This window comes from Demequina globuliformis, assembly GCF_000975155.1.
GTDB lineage: Bacteria > Actinomycetota > Actinomycetes > Actinomycetales > Demequinaceae > Demequina > Demequina globuliformis.
Map to the genome: position 1 here is coordinate 160,278 of NZ_BBRG01000001.1, position 19,209 is coordinate 179,486.

Sequence of the window (19,209 nt, forward strand, 5' to 3'; positions counted from 1 at the left end):
ATGCGGGTGTGTCCCGGCGCTTGATCGCACCGGGACACACCCGACGATGCGTGTAACTAGCTGTTCTCGTAACGGTCGACGGTGGGAACCTCAGGCTCCGGCAGCACGGTTCCAGCCGAGCCATCAGCGTTCCAGGCGTCCAGCCAGCGGCCGTCCTCGAAGATCTCCTCGAGCACGTCGTTGATCCAGTCGCGGAACTCGTCATCCTCGCGAGCCAGGCCAATGCCGTAGGGCTCCTCGGTGAAGGGCTCACCGGCGATGGCGAACTCGCCGTCGGAGTCGTCGACGTAGCCGGCGAGAATCACGTTGTCGGTGGTGACGACGTCAACCTGACCGTTGCGCAGGGGCTCGAGGCAGTCGGTGTAGGCACCAAAGAGCACCAGGTTCGCCTCGGGATAGTTGTCCGCGATGTTAGCCGCGGGCGTCGAGCCCTCGACCGAGCAGACGTTCTTGCCGCTGAGGTCGTCCGGCCCGGCGATGTCAGTGTTGTCGGCTAGCACCATGAGCGACTGACCCGCGTTGTAGTAAGGCCCTGCGAACGAGACCTTTTCCTTGCGCTCGTCGTTAATGGTGTAGGTCGCGACCACGAGGTCAACCTGACCACCCTCGATGAAGGGCTCGCGGTTGGCGGACACCGTCTCCACCCAGTTGATGTTGTCAGCGGAAATACCCAGCTCTTCCGCAATGATGGTGCCAATGTTGACGTCGAAGCCGACGGGAGCGCCGTCGGGTCCCACGAGGCCGAACAACGGCTGGTCAAACTTGGTGCCGATGGTGATCGAGCCGGCGTCCGACAGCTCAGCCATGGTCGAGCCCTCGGCGAAGTCGCCCGCGGACGCCTCCTCCGAGGATCCCCCGTCGTCGGAGCTGCAGGCGGACAGTGCGAGCACTGCTGCGGCACCCAGTGCCGCCACCTTGGTCTTCGTGAACATGTGGTGTTCTCCTCTCATCAGCTGCGGGCGGGTAGCCCGCAACAGTTGTTGACGCGTCAGTGCGTCAAAATCTTGGACAGGAAGTCCTGTGCGCGTGCGCTCTGCGGGTTGGTGAAGAACTCCTCAGGAGTGTTCTCCTCCTGAATCCTTCCGTCCGCCATGAAGACCACTCGGTTGGCGGCCTTGCGCGCGAACCCCATCTCGTGAGTCACGACAATCATCGTCATGCCTTCTTTTGCGAGGTCCGTCATCACGTCGAGGACTTCATTGATCATCTCGGGGTCAAGTGCGGACGTGGGCTCATCGAACAGCATCACCTTGGGGTGCATGGCGAGCGACCGAGCGATCGCGACGCGCTGCTGCTGACCACCTGACAGTTGCGCGGGGTACTTCTGGGCTTGGTTGGCGACGCCCACGCGCTCCAGCAGCTCCATCGCCTCCGCCTCGGCCTTCTTCTTTGACAGCTTGCGCACCTTGATGGGGCCTAGCGTGACGTTCTCGAGGATGGTCTTGTGCGCGAAGAGATTGAACGACTGAAAAACCATGCCGACGTCGGCACGGAGTTTGGCGAGCGGCTTGCCCTCCGCGGCCAGCGGCTGGCCATCGATCTCAATGAGGCCATCGTCAATGGACTCAAGGCGGTTGATGGCACGGCACAGCGTCGATTTGCCGGAGCCTGACGGCCCAATGACCACCACAACCTCACCGCGCTCGACGGTCATGTTGATGTCATTGAGGACGTGCAAGTCCCCAAAGTGCTTGTTCACTTGCTCCAGCCTGACGAGCGTCTGTGTCCCGCCGGCCGTTCCGTTCAAGGAGACGTCCATCCTGTGACCTTAGCGGCAAAGCAGGACCTAAGACCTACTTTCACGCTCCGGTTTAATCAAGATGTAACACGTCGCGGCACCAGGCAACATCAGCACCCAAAGCGTCAATGAGCGCCTCGACGGAACCGAAGTCGAGCATCGGCCGGCGCCACTGCACCAAATCAAAGGCCACCTCGGCGTCATACAGATCGAGGCCCTTACGGTCCATAGCAAAGCCCTCCACGCGCAGCGTGCCGCCACCAACGGTGTAGTTGATGCCGATGCTGATGGCCGCTGGCATCCGGTCCCCCACCAGCCCCACCGCGGCCCCGTTGCCGCGCGCGTCGAGCACCTCGAGGTAACCCGCGTACACGCCATGACGCGGAATCATGCCGCCCGTGACGCCCAGGTTCGCCGTGGGAAAGCCAATCTCCCGGCCCAACTTGTCACCGTGCTCCACGACCCCCCGGAGGCGGTGTGGCCTACCAAGAATCTCCGCGGCCTCCACCATGCGACCGTTGTCGACGAGGTCCCGCACCCAGGTCGAGGACCAGCGCCGACCCGCCTCAGACACCGCGCACGCATCCGAGATCACGTCCGTCTCGAAGCCCATGGTCGAGCCCAAGGCGCGCATGGTGTCCACGTCACCCGCGTTGCCGCGGCCGAACTTGGTGTCCTGACCCACCACCACGGTCTTGGCGTGCAGCCCATCCACCAGCCACCGGCGCACAAACTCTTGCGGAGTCTGTTGCGCAAATTCCAGGGTGTACTCCACGACCAGCACTGCATCCAGTCCGGTCGCAGCCAACCGGTCCAACTTGTCGTCGAGCCCAGTGATCAGCACGGGCGGGTGCGCAGGGTCGTGGATGGCTTTGGGGTGCGGTTCGAACGTCATCGCGACCGCGAGCTGCTCCCGCTCGCGCGCATCTGCGACCATTCGCGACAACACCGCCTGGTGCCCCAGATGGACGCCGTCGAAGTTGCCGATCGTCACGGCGGTGTCACCCAGGTCCGAGGGGATGTCCGCCAACGCGCGCCAGATATGCATGGCGACCATTGTGCCTGACCCTCGTCACCCCGAAGGCGACGCGGGTTGAGCCTTACGCCTGCGAGGGCTTGAAGACCAGCTCAGGCTTGATGCGGCCGTCCACCTGGCGCACGATCGCGATCAACTCACCCTGGGGGTCAATGCCGGCGAGCGGCCCGTCCCAGCGGAAGTCCTCGGTGTCGTCGAACTGCTGGCCAAAGCCCAACGTGCGCGCTTCGCGGTCCGTCAGCGCGCGCACGGGCAGAATGTCAGCGCCCGCGGCACCGAGCGGCAACCGAGGCACCTCTCCCCCGGCATCGACCACCGCACCCAACTGATCAAGCGTCATGGCATCGGCGACCTCAAAGTCGCCCACATTGAGGCGACGCAGGGCGGTGAGGTGGCCGCCAACGCCCAACGCAGCGCCCAGGTCACGGGCCAACGCGCGCACGTAGGTGCCTGATGACACCTCGACACGCACGTCGAGGTCAATGAAGGTGCCCTCCCGACGGGCCCGGGTGACGGCGAACTCGTGCACCGTCACTGGGCGCGGAGGGATCTCGACATCTTCGCCGTCGCGCACCCGCTTGTAGGCGCGCTCGCCCTTGATCTTGATCGCGCTCACCGCGCTGGGGACCTGCTGAATGTCACCAGTGAGCGTGGTGATTGCCGCGGCGATGTCCGCCTGCGTGACCCCAGCGGTGTCACTGGTGTCGACAACGTCGCCTTCGGCGTCGTCCGTCACGGTGGTTTGGCCTAGCCGCATGGTGGCGGTGTAGGTCTTGTCGTGGCCCACCACGTAGGTGAGCAATTTGGTGGCTTTGCCGATGCCGATCACCAACAGGCCAGTGGCCATGGGATCGAGAGTGCCGGCATGACCGACCTTGCGGGTGCCGGCCAGGCGGCGCATGCGGCCGACGACGTCATGCGACGTCCAGCCCGCCGGCTTGTCCACCAGGACAATGCCGGGAACGGGCTCGTCCTTAGCGCCCTTCGCCATCGTCGTCGGCATCGCCCTTGTGGCGGTACGGGTCCTCGTCGCCCGCATAGCGCGCGTTCTCACGCAACTTGCGGAGTTCCTCATCCCGCTGATGAGCCTCGTGGAGTGCCTTGTCCAACGTCGCGGCCGTCTCAGGGACAGCGTCGAGGTGGAACTCGAGGGTGGGCGTGAGCCGGATGCCCAGCTCACGACCCACCAGCGAGCGCAGTCGGCCCTTGGCGGAGGCGAGGGCGGCGGCCGTTCCCGCACGCTCCTCTTCCCCGCCGTAGACCGTGTAGAACACGGACGCCTGCTGGAGGTCGCCGGTGACGCGAACGTCCGTCACCGTGACGAAACCCAGTCGTGGATCCTTGATTTCTGTCTCAAGCGCGCGAGCGACCAACTTCTTGATGGTCCCCGCGAGCTTGAGCGCCCGTGCACTGTCTGCCATTAGTTCCTCGGAATCTCGACCATCTCGAAGGTCTCGATGATGTCGCCCACCTGAATGTCGTTGAACTTACCCAGGCCAATACCGCACTCGTAGCCGTCCTTGACCTCGGTGACGTCGTCCTTGAAACGACGCAGCGTGTCGATCGTGGGCTCGCCGATGACGACGCCCTCGCGGACCACCTTGGCCTTGGCGTTGCGGTTGATCTTGCCCGAACGCACCAAGCAACCGGCGATGTTTCCGAACTTGGAGGAACGGAAGATCTCCTGGATCTCGGCAGCACCGACCTGCTTCTCCTCGAACTCGGGCTTGAGCATGCCCTTGAGCGAAGCTTCGATGTCCTCGATCGCACGGTAGATGACCGAGTAGAAGCGCATGTCGACGCCCTCGCGGTCCGCCAGCTCCTGCACGCGCTCGGCAGGGCGAACGTTGAAGCCCAGGATGATCGCGTTGTCGACCGTCGCCAGGTTCACGTCGTTCTGCGTCACAGCACCCACACCACGGTGGATGATGCGCAGGTCAACCTCGTCGCCGACGTCGATCTGGAGCAACGCGTCTTCAAGCGCCTCGACGGCACCGGAGACGTCACCCTTCACGATCAGGTTCAGGGTGTCGACCTTGCCGTCCTCGATGGCCTTGTTGAGGTCCTCGAGGCTGATGCGCTTGCGACGCTTCGCCAGCTGTGCGGCACGCTGCGCGGCCTCACGCTTTTCGGCAATCTGGCGTGCAGTGCGGTCATCCTCGGCCACCAGGAAGGTGTCGCCGGCTCCTGGCACGGAGGTCAGACCGATCACCAGCACGGGACGCGCAGGCGTGGCCTCGTCGACGGGCTTGTCGTGCTCATCGAACATTGCACGGACGCGGCCGTATGCCGTTCCCGCGACAATCGAGTCGCCGACGCGCAAGGTGCCGGAGTTCACCAACACCGTTGCCACCGCACCACGTCCCTTGTCCAGGTGCGCTTCGACGGCCACACCGCGAGCGTCCTTGTCGGGGTTCGCGCGCAGTTCCAGGCCGGCGTCTGCGGTGAGCAGCACCGCCTCGAGCAGCGAGTCGATGTTCAGTCCGTCACGCGCAGAGACCTCGACGAACATGGTGTCGCCGCCCCAGTCCTCGGAGACCAGGTTGTACTCGGTCAGCTGCTGACGGATCTTGTCCGGGTTCGCGCCTTCCTTGTCGATCTTGTTGATCGCGACCACGATCGGCACGTTCGCCGCTTGGGCGTGGTTAAGCGCCTCGATGGTCTGAGGCATCACGCCGTCGTCCGCCGCGACCACAAGGATCGCGATGTCCGTCACCTGTGCACCACGGGCACGCATGGCGGTGAACGCCTCGTGACCCGGGGTATCGATGAACGTGATCGCACGGGTGACGCCCTCGTGCTCGTGATGCACCTGGTACGCACCGATGTGCTGGGTAATGCCGCCGGCCTCGCCGGAGATGACATCGGCCTTGCGGATCGAGTCCAGCAGACGGGTCTTACCGTGGTCAACGTGACCCATGACGGTGACGACTGGCGGACGAGCCTCCAGGACATCGTCGCCCTCTGCCTCGAGTTCAGCCTCGATGTCGAGTCCGAAGTCCTCGAGCAGCTCGCGGTCCTCTTCCTCGGGCGACACGATCTGGACCTTGTAGCCCAGCTCGGCACCCAGCGCGGCGAAGGTGTCCTCGTCGAGCGACTGCGTGGCCGTGGCCATCTCACCGAGGTGGAAGAGCACGGTCACGAGCGACGCGGGGTTCACATCAATCTTGTCCGCGAAGTCCGACAACGTCGCACCGCGGCGCAAGCGAATCAGAGTGTCGCCATCTCCACGGGGAATCTGCACGCCGCCGATCGCGGGCGCTTGCTGCTGCTCGTACTCGGCCCGCTTTGCGCGCTTGCTCTTGCGCGAACGTGCGGGGCGGCCTCCCTGGCGCCCGAAGGCACCGGCCGTACCGCCACCGCGACCGCGGCCACCTGCGGCAGGACGGCCACCGGGGCCACCGAAGCCTGGACGACCACCGGGACCACCTGGGCCGCCACCGGGGCGACCACCGGGTGCGCCGCCAGGACGGCCGCCGAGGCCACCTGGGGCCTTCTGCGGCATCTGGCCTGGCGTAGGACGGGGGCCACGGCCACCAGGACCGCCTGCGCCACCGGGCCCACGGCCGCCTGCGCCGCCTGGACCACCTGCGCCGCCTGGACGCGGGCCAGGGCGGTTGGTCTGGAACGGGTTGTTGCCGCCTGGACGCGGACGCGGGCGGGGGCCTGCGGTGCGGTCCGAGAACGGGTTGTTGCCGCCTGGCCGAGGCCGTGGCTTGGGCATGTCAGCCGGCGACGGCGCGCCGGGCTTGGGGGCCGCAGGCTTCGAGGACTGGGTCTCCGCTGGAGCCTCGGGTGCCGCTTCTGCGGGGGCCGATGCTGCGGGGGCCTGAGGCGCGGGCGCCTCCTGAGCGGCTTCCGGCTCAGGGGCAGGCTCGGGAGCCTTCTTGGGACCCGGCTTGGGGCCGGGCTTGGGCGCCACGGGCTTCTTGGCCGGGGCCTTCTTTGCGGGGGCGGACGACTTTGAGTCGGCCGAGTCAGCGGGCGGGAAGGCTTCACGAGCCTTGCGCACCACGGGCGCTTCGAGCGTCGAGGATGCACCCTTGACGTACTCGCCCATGTCGTTGAGCTTGGCGATCAGGTCCTTGCTCGGAATACCGAGCTCCTTCGCGATCTCGTGAACGCGGGGCTTTGCCACAATTCTCCTGTCTCGGTCCGACCGAGGCAGGGGTCGAACCGTCGTTACGGGTGGGTACTCATCGTGAGGTACTCATCGGATGGCCATGGGCTTTCATCCCAACTTGTTGACGGTCAGTGGGGCGGCGCTGATGTTCACGGCACCCGCACCTGCGACGTGTCCGCTCCAGGCGAGCGCAAGGCTCGCCCGATGGCACGTCGCTTCAGCGCGAGTTCTAGACAGGCCGGCGTGGGGTGCAGCCAAGCACCCCTCCCCGGACTGGTCGCGGCCTCGTCGACAACCACATGGTCGCCGCCGAGAACCAGACGCATCAGAACCGACCGAGGCGCCGTGTCCTTGCAGCCGACACAGGTACGCACCGGCTCAGAAGAGCCTGGGGCGGGCGTGCGGGAGCGACCGGACATGGTTTCTCGGCCCTTCTAGTCTAGCGGGTCACGGCTGGACGCCTAACCGCGGCGTGTTGTCAGCGGCGTGCGACCGGGGAATCAGGGTCCTCATCGGAGCGGATGTCGATGCGCCATCCAGTGAGACGGGCCGCGAGCCGGGCGTTCTGGCCTTCCTTGCCGATGGCCAGCGACAGGTGGAAGTCGGGGACGATCACGCGTGCGGCGCGCTCGTCCTCGTCCACAACGGTCACGGACACGACCCGCGACGGCGACAAAGCGTTGCCCACAAACACGGCCGGATCCTCGTCCCAGTCGACGATGTCGATCTTCTCGCCGTGCAGTTCGCTCATCACGGCGCGCACACGCGAACCCATGGGGCCAATGCAGGCTCCCTTGGGATTGACACCTGGCACCGTCGCGCGGACGGCCATCTTGGTCCGGTGGCCCGCCTCACGCGCCAAGGACATGATCTCCACGGTGCCGTCAGCGATTTCTGGCACCTCGAGCTCGAATAGGCGGCGCACCAGATTGGGGTGCGTGCGCGACAGCGTGATGGAGGGCCCCTTGTTGCCGCGGGACACGTCAAGCACGTACCCGCGCAGACGCTCGCCGTGCGTGTACGTCTCCGTGGGAACCTGCTCGTGCTGCGGCAGTACCGCCTCGACGTCGCCAATGTCGACGTGCACGTTGCGCGGATCAGCGGCCTGCTGAATCACGCCAGAAACGATGGTTCCCGCGCGGTCGGCGTACGTGCCCAAGACCTGATCGTCGCCTGCCTGACGCAGGCGTTGGACGATCACCTGGCGTGCCGTCATGGTCGCGATGCGCCCAAAGTCCTTGGGGGTGTCGTCGAACTCGGGCATCTCCGAGGGTTCGATCCCCGACTCGGGGTCCGCGTCCTCGCGCGCGAAGATCGTGACCCGGCCGCTGACCCTATCGACGTGTGCGCGCGCGTTCCGGTATGCGCCCGGCGTCTTGTGGTACGCGGAGAGCAACGCCTGCTCGATCGCGTCGATCAGTACGTTGAGAGAAATCTCGCGTTCCCGCTCAAGACCCTTCAGGGCCGCCATATCAATGTCCATCAGTCCTCCTGCTGGCGTGAGATCGTCACGCGCTCAATGTGTCGCGGGTCGTGCGCAACGACCGTTAGTCAAGTCGCTTGAGTTCCACCACGATGCGGGCCTTGTCCACCTGCGCCAGGCTCACCTCGCGCGTGGTGCCGTCAATGTCGAGTTCCAGGGTGTCGCCGGTGACGTCGACGAGACGTCCGGTCACGGTCTCCCCCGCCACCGCGAGCTCGACCACGCGCGTGCGGGCACGCATGAAGTGGCGGCGCTCGGTGAGCGGACGATCCGTTCCGGGGGTGGAGACCTCCAGCACGTAGGGAGTCGACGGCACGTCCGCCTCATCGAGAGCAGCCCCAATGGCGCGCGATGCGGCCGCGACCGCATCGAGGTCCGCGCTGCCGGTGCTGTCCTCGGGGAGGTCGACGGTGACGACGACTTTGGTGCGCTTACCTGCGGGTGAGACGCGAACCTCGTCGAGAACGAGGCCTGCTTCCTGAGCGGCCGGCCCTGCGAGGTCGGCAATGCGGCTGTCGATGTCCATGGGCCATTCGCCTCCTCGCGTGCTGCGCACACGCTTCCGTTGCTGAAGTTCGTCTGCGCCATTCTACCGGCGACACGTGGAATCATGGCCGCCATGACACTGTCCGCACTCGCTTGGCGCTCAACCGCCGCTGGATCCCTCGTTTTGGCGCTCGCCGGGTGCTCCTGGCGTATGGAAACGCCGGCACCCGACTGGCCCTCGCCCGACGAGGTCACCCTCATGCGCGACGCCGCAGCGCAACGCGAGCAAGACGTGATTGACGCCGCAGCGGGCGCGACCGCGTCGACGACGCACGACGCTCTGGTGCTCGCCGACCTGGAGGCCGACGCCGCACCCGAGCGTCTCGAGGCCTTCGGCGGACTCTACGTCGCGTACCCGAGCGCGAGCCCATCGCCAAGTGCGCAGGAGGACAGCGTCGGCGGCCTGCAGGAGACCGTCATCGATGCCCAAGACGGCCACTTTGCTGATGCGCTCACCGCGACGGACCCCGACCTCGCCGTCCTGACGGCCTCGGCCGGCCTCTCGCACGCGCTGAGCCTGTGGTACTCCACCTGGGTCGCGGGCGTCGTTGAGGGCGACGAGGCCGCCGCGTCGGCTGAACGGGTCTTTGAGTCGTCGGCTCTCGCGGGCGAGACGCTCGTGCCGGAGGGCACCGCGGTGGATGCGGCCACGGTCGCCGAGCTAGTGCGGTCTCACGACGAGGCCGGCTATCTGTACGAGGTCCTGGCCGCGCGCGCGGCTGACAGCGAACGTGACCAGTGGCTTGCACGCAGAGACCTGCAACGCGATCGCGCATCCGCACTCGTGGCACTCCCCGGCATCGAGGACGTGCGCGAGGCTACCTACGTCACGCCCACACGCGAACTACCGGATGCGGCCTCCCGCGTCGTGGCGGCGCAAACGGAAGAGCTCAGCATCGCTGAGACCTACATGTCTCTCGTCCCCGGTGCGGACCCCGAGGATCTCGCCTGGCTCCTCACCGCCGCCTACGATGCCTACGCGCAGGCTGCGGCCTATGGCGACGCCACGGTCCAAGCCTCCGTGCCCCCACTACCTGGCGTGGCGAGCGCGCCGTAAGAGCGTCCGCACGCGCTTCACGACCATGAGCGCGCGCGGACCTGCGAGGCGCTCGCTGCGCGCCTCGCAGCGCCCCTACCCCTCGAGCGCGGCGGCGACGCGGCGGGCAACCTCTGCCCCGGCATCGGTCACCGGAATGTTCTCCGACTCGCCCGTGGCGCGCGTCTTGAGCTCCACGAGCCCCTCAGCGAGACCGCGGCCCGCAACAAGAATGAACGGCGCACCGATCAGTTCTGCGTCCTTGAACTTCACACCCGGCGAGACCTTGGGCCGGTCGTCGTACAGGACCTCAACCCCTGCCGACTCGAGGCCCTCTGCCAGGCCAAGCGCGGCATCGAAGACGTCCTGATCTTTGCCGGTCGCAACCACGTGTACCTGGACAGGCGCCACGTGCGCAGGCCACGTCAGGCCCAGCTCGTCGTGGTTGAGCTCGGCGAGCAGCGCGAGCACGCGCGTCACACCAATTCCGTAGGAGCCCATGGTGACCACCTGCTGCTTGCCGTTCACATCCAGCACCTTGAGGTCGAGGGCCTCGGCGTATTTGCGTCCCAGCTGGAAGATGTGACCGATCTCCACCCCGCGAGCAAGTTCAAGCGGTCCCGAGCCGTCGGGCGCCGGGTCTCCCGCACGAACCTCGGCGGCCTCGATGGTGCCGTCGCCGACGAAGTCGCGGCCGGCTACCAGGTCAAACACGTGCTTGCCGTGCTCGTTGGCACCGGTGATCCAGCGGGTGCCAGGAACGATGCGCGGGTCAAGCATGTAAGGAATGGTCGCGTCATCCTCGGAGAGGAACTCGACCCCCTCAGGCCGGGCCTGCGGCCCGAGGACACCAGGGCCGATGTACCCCTTCACCAGTTCTGGGTGGGCCTTGAGGTCGTCATCCGTGGCCGGCTCGACGGTGGCGGGCGCGAGCGCCGCCTCCAGGCGGGTGAGGTCGACGTCGCGGTCGCCTGGCACGCCTACGACGAGCACACCTCGCTCGCCGGCAGGGTTCGTCGCCGCGATCACGACGTTTTTGAGCGTGTCAGCGGCGGTCCACTCGCGGTCGGCGCGCGGATAGCGCGCATTTGCGGCCGCGACGAGTGTGTCGATCGTGGGGGTGTCGGGGGTGTCCTCGACGTGCGCGGCCGGGGCGTCATCAAACGGCACGGCGTCCGGCACGGGCGTCGTGACGGCCTCGACGTTCGCCGCGTAACCCCCGGGCGAACGAACATAGGTGTCCTCGCCGATCGCCGTTGGGGCCAGGAACTCTTCCGAACGGGAGCCGCCCATGGCGCCCGAAGTCGCGGCCACAATCACGTACTCGAGGCCAAGGCGGTCAAAGATGCGGATGTACGCCTCGCGCTGCGTCTCGTAGGAAGCCTCAAGGCCCGCGTCGTCGATGTCGAACGAATACGCGTCCTTCATGATGAACTCGCGGCCGCGCAGCAGGCCCGCGCGGGGGCGTGCCTCATCGCGGTACTTCGTCTGGATCTGGAACAAGGACAGCGGAAGGTCCTTGTAGGACGAGTAGAGATCCTTCACCAACAGGGTGAACATCTCCTCATGCGTGGGTGCCAGGAGCATGTCGGTGCCCTTGCGGTCCGCGAGCCGGAACAGATTGGGACCGTACTCCTCCCACCTGCCAGTGGCCTCGTAGGGTTCGCGCGGCAACAGTGCCGGGAAGTGCACTTCTTGACTCCCGGAGCGCTCCATCTCCTCGCGCACCACGGCCTCCACCTTGGCGAGTACCCGCAGGCCGAGTGGCAGCCACGAGTAGATGCCGGGAGCGGCCCTGCGGATGTACCCCGCGCGCAGCAGCAATTTGTGCGAGGCGACCTCTGCCTCAGAGGGGTCTTCACGAAGGGTGCGGAGAAAGAGCGTGGACATGCGCAACATGGCTCCCATGCTAGTGCGCACCGCTACCCCACCGTTCCCACCAAAGCGAAAGCGCGGCCCCTCCCCTGGTCGGGAAGGGGCCGCGCTTGTCCTGGGAGCGCCCGCCGGGTGTTAACCGGTGAAGGTCGCCGTCAGAGCAGGAGCGGCGGGGTCAACGATGACGCCGTTGACTTCACCGTCAGCATCGCCAGCGCCACCGTCGGTCACGACGAACTCGACCGTGGTGCCGGAGAAGGTGGCGGGGTACTCCACCCAGCCGTCTCCCAGGTGCTTGTACAGCGAGTTGACGGGGCTCGGCAGGTCGATCGTGATGGTCGCCGACGACCCCTCCTGCACCGCCAGCGTCACGCCGAACGCGCCGAACGGCATCGACACATTCGCCGGGATGGCACCCAGATCGCTCGGGTTAGCCGTGAAGGTGGTCTCGGCGACCAGCGCGCGGGCGTCCGGTGCCTTGATGCCGGACACCGTGACCGTGGCCTCCGTGTCGCCATCGAACACCACGGTCTCGCGCACGGTCGTGCCCTGCGTGGCGTCGCCATCGGTCGAGCCGCCCGTGCCACCGTCAGTCGAGCCGTCCGTCCCGCCGTCGGTGTCGCCACCATCGGTCGAGCCGTCCGTGCCACCGTCAGTCGAGCCGTCCGTCCCGCCGTCGGTGTCGCCACCATCGGTCGAGCCGTCGTCACATGCGTTGCTGGGGCGCTCGGCGTTGAGCAACACGTTGTCGATCGGAAGGCCGTCGTACGAGTTGTTGACGAGCCATCCGTAGCGGTTACCGCCAGCGGAGGCGACGGCACGATCGGTGCCGTCCATGACCCATGAGCCGAGCTCGACACCTGCTGCGTCAAGGACTGCAAGCGTCGGAACAACGGCGCCGTCGACCGCGGCGAAGGTGTGCTGGAACGTGTACCAGCCCGACTCGGAGATGGTGATGGGCGAGTCGCCGTAGCTCGCGAAGTAGTTGTCGTCGGCGTTGGTGTTGGCACCGTGCCCTGTGCCCACGGTCCAGTTGCCAGCGCCGTCTGCGCCCGCGTGGAAGACGAAGTCCTGGTCGTGGATACCGTCGGGGCCATTCAGCGCGTGCGACCAGGAAAACTGGCCCTCTGGCGCTTCCGCATCGAGGTAGACGTCCGCTGACGCGAAGTAGCCAGCGTCGGGGAACGCATCCGAATAGCCGGCGTACCTGGTCACGACGAAGCCGTCGGTGCCGTGCGTGCCGTAGTTCGTCACGGGGGCCTCAGCGTAGAAGCACCCGGCAGCAGGGGCCACGCCCGCGTCGGAGGCCGCAATCGTCACGCCCACCAGGCCGCCTTCGGCCGAGTCGGCGTCCGTTGCCTGCTCGAAGCCAATCAGCGCGCTGGGCAGCTGGGGGCCGCCAGGCACGGATGCCGAGTCCGAGAAGCGGTACTCAGTGCAGCCCGCGGTCACGGAACTCACCACGCCGGAGCCGACTGAGGTGGAGCCCAACGAGAAGCCAACGCCGATCACATCTGCCTCGGGGTACTCGGCCGCGAAGTCCTCGAGAGTGAACAGGCGCCAGTTATCGGCCTTGTTGTCCTTGGTGCTCCACCAGTTGCCTTCGCCGTACACGCCGGGCTCGTACACGAGCGTGCCAGACCACTGCACCGAGGAGTCCTCGGCGTACGCGAGGTTGAGGCTGATGTCGTGCGTGCCGGACGTGCGCTCGTAGTCGAAGTCCGTCAGCCCAGCATCTGCCACATCGAAGCGCTCGATGCCGTAGTTCATGTACGCGACCTTGCCCGTGGAGTCGATCGCGAGCCCATCAGCGGTGAACTCCACCGTCGAGCCGTTGGACAGGGTCCACTCGTCGAACGAGCTGTCAGTGTTGAGCTCGGTCAGGTACTCAACCTGGGGGGACGCGCAGCTGGCGCCGCCGGTGGCGTCAGCAGGAACAGCAAGCGCGGCGGTCGCCGTGACACCGCCCGCTGTCAGCCCCAGAGCGAGCGCGGCGGCACTGGTGCCCGCGATCGCTGCACGCGGTCCGCGCGCACGGAAAAGTGAAAGCATATGAAGTCCCCCTCGTGGGAATCAGGGTTCGCACAGGTGCGCGAACGACTCTCTGTCGGGGGAACGTTATCGAACTAGATAACGACGCACCATCCACCGTGGCGGATTCCACACCCGGCCGCAAAGCGGACATTCAGGGCGAACGTGACGGGTCAGAACATCACGGTCGCGAAGGCGCCAGCGCGCACCATCCCCACCGCGTCATAGGCCGCCAATGCAGGGGCGTTGAAGTCGTTGACATACAGCGAGACAGTCGGGGCGTGCCGGCCTCGCACGGCATCGATCACGGCGACGAGCCCCGCACGAGCGAGCCCGCGTCCGCGCGCGGACGGGTGGACCCACACTCCTTGCAACTGGGCGACTCCCCCGCCTAGCGCGCCCACCTCAGCCTTAAACACGACTTGCCTGCGTCCGTCGATCTCGCCGTATTGCAGGTAGGCACGCCCGCCGCGCACCAAGTAGCGCAGCCGCTCCTCATAGGCGGCACGCCCGTGGCGCATGGGGTCGTACCCGACCTCGCCGATGAACATATGCACGCACGCCGGGAGAAGCAGGTCGTAGTCGGCCTCGGTTGCCGGCCGCACCGCATCGAGGCGGAGGTCATCGGTGGCGAGGGCGGCCACCGTGCGAGCCGGACCCTGGATTGACATCGACACCTGATGGGGCCGCACCTCGCGCGCGGGCGCCCACCACGGCTCGACCCGGCCCCACAGGTCCAAGGTGATGTCGGCGGCACCGACGAGCGCGGCTGGCCGGGACATGCGCCCGATGAGCCCCGCTGCAAGGTCGGCACGCACGCCATCCTCGGCGTCCTCGTCCGCGGCTCGCGGCAGGACGACGGTGAGGTTGGCACCGCCCCACACCAAGCCAATCAGTTCCCGTGACCACCCGGCACGCTTGCGCACAGCCCACAGACCTGCAGGCACCACGCCAGAGGCCAGTGCCACCTCGACGTGCATGGCAGGAACGACGTTCATGACAGGGTCCGCCGCACACATCGCGGCCAACTCCTCGAGGTCACGACGCTGCGCCGGCGCCAGCGAATGCTGAGCGCGCCGGAGCAGCGAGTCGGTCATGACGTAGCGACCACCTCGGGCGAGGCGCCCTCCTGCGGCTCCATGGTCTCGGCGATGCGCATGGCCTCTTCGATGAGAGTCTCGACAATCATCGCCTCCGGCACGGTCTTGATGACCTCGCCCTTAACGAAAATCTGGCCCTTGCCGTTGCCCGAGGCAACACCGAGGTCTGCCTCCCGCGCCTCGCCAGGTCCGTTCACGACGCAACCCATGACGGCGACGCGCAGGGGCACCTCCATGCCTTCCAGGCCGGCGGTCACCTTCTCTGCGAGCTCGTACACGTCGACTTGGGCGCGACCGCACGAGGGGCACGAAACGATCTCGAGCTTGCGCTCTTTGAGGTTGAGCGACTGCAGGATCTGAATGCCAACCTTGACTTCCTCAACGGGCGGCGCGGACAGCGACACACGGATGGTGTCACCGATCCCTTGGCTCAGCAATGCCCCGAAGGCCGTGGCGGACTTGATGGTGCCCTGGAACGCGGGCCCGGCCTCCGTCACGCCGAGGTGGAGCGGCCAGTCACCGCGCTCGGAGAGCATCTCGTATGCCTTCACCATCACGACGGGGTCGTTGTGCTTGACCGAAATCTTGAAGTCGTGGAAGTCGTGTTCCTCGAACAGGCTCGCCTCCCACACGGCGGACTCGACCAGCGCCTCTGGGGTGGGCTTGCCGTACTTCTCGAGCAGGCGCTTGTCGAGTGAACCGGCATTGACACCAATGCGCAGTGAGGTGCCGTGGTCCTTGGCGGCCTGGGCGATCTCCTTCACCTGGTCATCGAATTTCTTGATGTTGCCCGGGTTCACGCGCACTGCAGCACAGCCGGCCTCGATCGCGGCAAAGACGTACTTGGGCTGGAAGTGGATGTCTGCGATGACGGGGATCTGAGACTTCTTCGCGATCGCTGGCAACGCATCTGCGTCGTCCTGAGTCGGGCAGGCCACGCGCACAATGTCACAACCGGCGGCCGTCAACTCGGCGATCTGCTGCAAAGTCGCGTTGATGTCATGCGTCTTGGTCGTCGTCATCGACTGCACGCTCACGGGCGCGTCACCGCCGACGTACACATTTCCCACCTTGATCTTGCGCGTCTTGCGGCGCGGCGCGAGCGTGGGGGCGGGCATGGCCGGCATTCCGAGTCCGATAGCAGTCACAGGTCCATTATCTCCTTACAAGCAGTACGGACGCGCATCACGTCACCGTGACGGGCGCCACGATGTCGGCATAGATCAGGATGACGCCCATGACGAGCAACACCCCAAACATGCCGTACGCGAGCGGCATCATGCGGGCCACGTCGACAGGCGCAGGCATGGATAGGCCGCGCACGCGAGCCCACCCGTTCTTGATCGCCTGCCACAACGCGGATGCGATGTGGCCACCGTCGAGCGGAACCAGCGGGATCATGTTGAACGCAAAGAGCGCCAGATTCAATCCCCCAAGCAACATCAGCATGTCGCCAATGCGTTGGGTGAGCCCGTAGCCCTCCACATCTGCGGACGCAATCTCACCCGCCACCTGGCCCACGCCCACCACACCAATCACGGAGCTGGCGTCACGCTCTTCCAGCCCCAAGGCTGCACGCGCGGTGTGATAAATGTGCTCGGGCAGGTGAATGATCACGTCGAGCGTCTGGCCCAAGTAGTTCCACGCGAGCACCGTGCCCGCGGTGAGCGGTTGCTGCTGCACCTGGACGTCCGAGTACATGCCCATGTACCCCACGGTCTCCGTCACTGGCTCGTCGTCGTCCCCGGTGACTGGTTGCCCCAGGTCGTCGTAGACCACTCGCTCGCGCGGTTCAGGTGTCACGGACAAGGTGACCGGCGTGCCGGCGCGGTCGACCTCAACGGGGATGGTTTGCCCCGCAGACTCAGCAATGATCGAGGTCGCCTGATCCCAGTCCGCGACCTCGACGCCGTCGACGGTCGTGATGGTGTCCCCTGCCTGAAGCCCGGCGGCGGCCGCAGGTGACTCGGGATCCGTGGCGGTGCACTCGGTGGCGCCCGCGGCCGGCACACACGGCACCACCGCAGACACGGTCAGGGTCGACGTGGGCGCGCCAATGAAGGTCAGGGTCGCGGTGAACATCAGGATCGCGAGCGCCAAGTTCACGAGAGGACCGCCGGCCATCACGATCACCTTGCGCCACCAGGTCAGGTGGTAGAAGGCTCGCGAATCCTCGCCTTCGTGAATCTCCTCCACGGCCGCCTCACGCGCATCAGCGATGAGGCGCGACGCCCACCCAGTGCCGCGCACAGGCTTCACCCTGTCGGCTGGCGGGATCATGCCCACGAGCTTGACGTACCCGCCGAGCGGGATGGCCTTGAGCCCGTACTCGGTCTCCTTGCCACGGCGGGACCACAGCGTGGGCCCGAACCCGACGAAGTACTCGCTCACTCGCACGCCAAACTTCTTGGCGGGCAGCATGTGCCCGACCTCGTGCAGCGCGATCGACACCAAAAGTCCGACCACGAGCACCACGACGCCGATGACGGTTGCCATTGTCCTACCCTACGTTTCCGATTCTTGAGCGCTAGCGTCAGCCGATAGCGGCGAGGGCACGCTCGCGCGCCCACCGCTCGGCCTCGTCTACCGCAGCCAACGACAGCTCCTGGGGAGCCTCGTACGCCTCCACAACGCGCCGCACCGTCTCGACGATCCCGAGGAAAGGCAACCGACCGTCGATGAACGCCGCGACGCACTCTTCGTTGGCGGCGTTGAAGACTGCGGGGTGGAGGGCCGATGCCGCGACGGCCTGCCGGGCCAGGGCGACAGCGGGAAAGGCTTCCTCGTCGAGAGGGGCGAAGGTCCACGTCTGCGCCTGGGTCCAGTCCATGGCGGGTGCGGCGTCCGGCACCCGATCGGGCCAACTCAGTCCCAGGGCGATCGGCAAGCGCATGTCCGGTGGGGACACCTGAGCGAGGGTGGAGCCGTCAACGAACTCCACCATGGAGTGGACGATGGACTGCGCGTGCACCACTACATCGATACGCTCCATCGGGATATCGAAGAGCAAATGCGCTTCGATGACTTCGAGGGCCTTATTGACCATCGAGGCCGAGTTAATAGTCACGACCGCGCCCATGTCCCAGGTGGGGTGGCGCAAAGCATCGGCGGCCGTGACGTCGGCAAGGTCCTCCCGCGACTTCCCACGAAAAGCCCCGCCCGAGGCGGTCACGACCAACCGCTTGACCTCGTCCGCACGACCGCCGCGCAGCGCCTGCGCCAATGCCGAGTGTTCCGAATCGACCGGCACAATCTGGTCGGGCCGCTGCATGGCGCGCCTCACCAGAGCGCCGCCGGCGACCAAGGACTCCTTGTTGGCCAGAGCCAAGGTGCTGCCGGCCTCGAGTGCGGCGAGCGTGGGCCGCAGGCCCACGGACCCGGTCACGCCATTCAGGACGACGTCGGCTCCTGAACCAGCGGCGGCTACTACGGCATCGGCCCCACCCTCGACCCGAACCCCCGGCAACGCGGCGGCGATCTCAGCCACGGCATCGGCCCGTGCTACGGCCACCAAAGGCGCGCCTGTGGCGCGTGCCTGCTCGATGACCTGAGTGGGGTTACTGCCGCCGGCGGCTAGCGCCGTCACGCGGAAGGAGTCGGGATTGCGTTCGATGACATCGATCGCTTGGGTGCCGATCGAGCCCGTAGAACCAAGGAGCGCGACCGACCGGGTCGCGCCACTCACGATGCGCCGAGGAGAATGTCGACAGCGCGGGCCAGATACGCGTCAACGACGCGCTCTTGGTAGGCGTGAGAACCGCGCTTGCGAGAGAACGTGACCGAGCGGATCTCGTCCGCAGTGATGGCCTGGCCAGAATCGAAGAACGCGATGAGCCGGTCCAGCAATGCGTCCACCTCGCTCGCGTCGTATCCGGAGCTGACGGCACCTGGGTGCGCGAATCGCTCCCCCGATGGCCGGCGTAGTCGCGGGTAGAGGCTCTGGGCCCGGTCGGCGAGGCCACGCATCCAGGCGTCCTGGCCGTGTTCCTTCACGAAAGATTCGCGCGAGCGCAAGGAGAACGCCACTTCGAGGCGGTCAAGCGCCGCATCGACGGCAGCGGGGTCGTAGCCGCCGTGCGAGAGGTCGAACGACGCACGTCGCACCTGGAAGGGCTCCAACTTCTTGTCCGACTCGAGGTCCTCGTAGGCGCCCCTGGCATAGTCGAAGAACTCTTCAACGTCCTCGCGCTCGTAGCCAAGCTTGAAGATGCTGACCTTGGGGAACAGGCCCTTCGCCACGA

General features: G+C 66.5%; 17 protein-coding genes. 1 reads left to right on the forward strand and 16 read right to left on the reverse strand.

Going from position 1 to position 19,209, the window contains the following annotated elements; genetic code table 11:
* Positions 1 to 56: 56 nt before the first annotated feature.
* The 9 genes from AOP75_RS00740 to rimP form a co-directional block, all read right to left on the reverse strand.
* Positions 57 to 932: a glutamate ABC transporter substrate-binding protein gene (locus tag AOP75_RS00740; protein ID WP_062076482.1), complete on the reverse strand. Its 876-nt coding sequence runs from the start codon at positions 930 to 932 to the stop codon at positions 57 to 59.
* Positions 933 to 988: 56 nt separating this feature from the next.
* The gene (locus AOP75_RS00745) at positions 989 to 1,759 is read right to left on the reverse strand and encodes an amino acid ABC transporter ATP-binding protein (RefSeq protein ID WP_062076483.1); all 771 of its coding nucleotides are present in this window, start codon (positions 1,757 to 1,759) and stop codon (positions 989 to 991) included.
* A 52-nt stretch (positions 1,760 to 1,811) separates the two neighbouring features.
* Positions 1,812 to 2,786, reverse strand: coding sequence for a bifunctional riboflavin kinase/FAD synthetase (locus AOP75_RS00750; protein ID WP_062078254.1), 975 nt, complete (start codon positions 2,784 to 2,786; stop codon positions 1,812 to 1,814).
* 52 nt (positions 2,787 to 2,838) lie between these two features.
* Positions 2,839 to 3,765, reverse strand: coding sequence for a tRNA pseudouridine(55) synthase TruB (gene truB / locus AOP75_RS00755; RefSeq protein WP_236683048.1), 927 nt, complete (start codon positions 3,763 to 3,765; stop codon positions 2,839 to 2,841).
* The gene (rbfA, locus tag AOP75_RS00760; RefSeq protein WP_062076485.1) at positions 3,749 to 4,195 is read right to left on the reverse strand and encodes a 30S ribosome-binding factor RbfA; all 447 of its coding nucleotides are present in this window, start codon (positions 4,193 to 4,195) and stop codon (positions 3,749 to 3,751) included. Before rbfA ends, truB begins: the two co-directional genes overlap by 17 nt.
* Positions 4,195 to 6,912 carry a translation initiation factor IF-2 gene (infB, locus tag AOP75_RS00765; RefSeq protein ID WP_062076486.1) on the reverse strand — a complete coding sequence of 906 codons (2,718 nt, stop codon included), beginning with the start codon at positions 6,910 to 6,912 and terminating at the stop codon, positions 4,195 to 4,197. Before infB ends, rbfA begins: the two co-directional genes overlap by 1 nt.
* 134 nt (positions 6,913 to 7,046) lie before the next feature.
* Positions 7,047 to 7,316: a YlxR family protein gene (locus AOP75_RS12330; RefSeq protein WP_083966589.1), complete on the reverse strand. Its 270-nt coding sequence runs from the start codon at positions 7,314 to 7,316 to the stop codon at positions 7,047 to 7,049.
* Between the two features lie 59 nt (positions 7,317 to 7,375).
* Positions 7,376 to 8,380 (reverse strand): transcription termination factor NusA, encoded by a 1,005-nt coding sequence (nusA, locus tag AOP75_RS00770; RefSeq protein WP_062076487.1) that lies wholly within the window; start codon positions 8,378 to 8,380, stop codon positions 7,376 to 7,378.
* A 64-nt stretch (positions 8,381 to 8,444) separates the two neighbouring features.
* Positions 8,445 to 8,906, reverse strand: a complete 462-nt coding sequence (rimP, locus tag AOP75_RS00775; RefSeq protein WP_062076488.1) for a ribosome maturation factor RimP — start codon at positions 8,904 to 8,906, stop codon at positions 8,445 to 8,447.
* A 93-nt stretch (positions 8,907 to 8,999) separates the two neighbouring features.
* Between rimP and AOP75_RS00780 the strand changes: the two genes are divergently transcribed.
* Positions 9,000 to 9,983: a DUF4439 domain-containing protein gene (locus AOP75_RS00780; RefSeq protein ID WP_152649897.1), complete on the forward strand. Its 984-nt coding sequence runs from the start codon at positions 9,000 to 9,002 to the stop codon at positions 9,981 to 9,983.
* Between the two features lie 75 nt (positions 9,984 to 10,058).
* Here the strand turns inward: AOP75_RS00780 and AOP75_RS00785 are convergent, their stop codons facing one another.
* The 7 genes from AOP75_RS00785 to AOP75_RS00815 form a co-directional block, all read right to left on the reverse strand.
* Complete coding sequence (locus AOP75_RS00785; protein WP_083966804.1) at positions 10,059 to 11,852, reverse strand: proline--tRNA ligase; 1,794 nt, start codon at positions 11,850 to 11,852, stop codon at positions 10,059 to 10,061.
* A 120-nt stretch (positions 11,853 to 11,972) separates the two neighbouring features.
* Entirely contained in the window at positions 11,973 to 13,889 is a 1,917-nt protein-coding gene (locus tag AOP75_RS12685; RefSeq protein WP_062076490.1) for a choice-of-anchor U domain-containing protein, read from the reverse strand.
* 152 nt (positions 13,890 to 14,041) lie between these two features.
* Entirely contained in the window at positions 14,042 to 14,965 is a 924-nt protein-coding gene (locus tag AOP75_RS00795; protein ID WP_062076491.1) for a GNAT family N-acetyltransferase, read from the reverse strand.
* Positions 14,962 to 16,095, reverse strand: a complete 1,134-nt coding sequence (ispG, locus tag AOP75_RS00800; RefSeq protein WP_062076492.1) for a flavodoxin-dependent (E)-4-hydroxy-3-methylbut-2-enyl-diphosphate synthase — start codon at positions 16,093 to 16,095, stop codon at positions 14,962 to 14,964. The genes AOP75_RS00795 and ispG overlap by 4 nt, the downstream gene beginning before the upstream one ends.
* Positions 16,096 to 16,153: 58 nt before the next feature.
* The gene (locus AOP75_RS00805) at positions 16,154 to 17,464 is read right to left on the reverse strand and encodes a M50 family metallopeptidase (protein WP_062076493.1); all 1,311 of its coding nucleotides are present in this window, start codon (positions 17,462 to 17,464) and stop codon (positions 16,154 to 16,156) included.
* Positions 17,465 to 17,501: 37 nt separating this feature from the next.
* Entirely contained in the window at positions 17,502 to 18,656 is a 1,155-nt protein-coding gene (gene dxr, locus AOP75_RS00810; RefSeq protein WP_062076494.1) for a 1-deoxy-D-xylulose-5-phosphate reductoisomerase, read from the reverse strand.
* The gene (locus tag AOP75_RS00815; RefSeq protein ID WP_083966590.1) at positions 18,650 to 19,207 is read right to left on the reverse strand and encodes a DivIVA domain-containing protein; all 558 of its coding nucleotides are present in this window, start codon (positions 19,205 to 19,207) and stop codon (positions 18,650 to 18,652) included. The genes dxr and AOP75_RS00815 overlap by 7 nt, the downstream gene beginning before the upstream one ends.
* Between the last annotated feature and the right edge of the window lie 2 nt (positions 19,208 to 19,209).

What these genes read in the sequence shown, in the direction of transcription:
- AOP75_RS00740 (WP_062076482.1), bottom strand. Translation starts at nt 932, where the DNA reads ATGTTCACGAAGACCAAGGTGGCGGCACTGGGTGCCGCAGCAGTGCTC.
- AOP75_RS00745 (WP_062076483.1), bottom strand. Translation starts at nt 1,759, where the DNA reads ATGGACGTCTCCTTGAACGGAACGGCCGGCGGGACACAGACGCTCGTC.
- AOP75_RS00750 (WP_062078254.1), bottom strand. Translation starts at nt 2,786, where the DNA reads ATGCATATCTGGCGCGCGTTGGCGGACATCCCCTCGGACCTGGGTGAC.
- truB (WP_236683048.1), bottom strand. Translation starts at nt 3,765, where the DNA reads ATGGCGAAGGGCGCTAAGGACGAGCCCGTTCCCGGCATTGTCCTGGTG.
- rbfA (WP_062076485.1), bottom strand. Translation starts at nt 4,195, where the DNA reads ATGGCAGACAGTGCACGGGCGCTCAAGCTCGCGGGGACCATCAAGAAG.
- AOP75_RS12330 (WP_083966589.1), bottom strand. Translation starts at nt 7,316, where the DNA reads ATGTCCGGTCGCTCCCGCACGCCCGCCCCAGGCTCTTCTGAGCCGGTG.
- nusA (WP_062076487.1), bottom strand. Translation starts at nt 8,380, where the DNA reads ATGGACATTGATATGGCGGCCCTGAAGGGTCTTGAGCGGGAACGCGAG.
- rimP (WP_062076488.1), bottom strand. Translation starts at nt 8,906, where the DNA reads ATGGACATCGACAGCCGCATTGCCGACCTCGCAGGGCCGGCCGCTCAG.
- AOP75_RS00780 (WP_152649897.1), top strand. Translation starts at nt 9,000, where the DNA reads ATGACACTGTCCGCACTCGCTTGGCGCTCAACCGCCGCTGGATCCCTC.
- AOP75_RS00785 (WP_083966804.1), bottom strand. Translation starts at nt 11,852, where the DNA reads ATGTCCACGCTCTTTCTCCGCACCCTTCGTGAAGACCCCTCTGAGGCA.
- AOP75_RS12685 (WP_062076490.1), bottom strand. Translation starts at nt 13,889, where the DNA reads ATGCTTTCACTTTTCCGTGCGCGCGGACCGCGTGCAGCGATCGCGGGC.
- AOP75_RS00795 (WP_062076491.1), bottom strand. Translation starts at nt 14,965, where the DNA reads ATGACCGACTCGCTGCTCCGGCGCGCTCAGCATTCGCTGGCGCCGGCG.
- ispG (WP_062076492.1), bottom strand. Translation starts at nt 16,095, where the DNA reads ATGCCGGCCATGCCCGCCCCCACGCTCGCGCCGCGCCGCAAGACGCGC.
- AOP75_RS00805 (WP_062076493.1), bottom strand. Translation starts at nt 17,464, where the DNA reads ATGGCAACCGTCATCGGCGTCGTGGTGCTCGTGGTCGGACTTTTGGTG.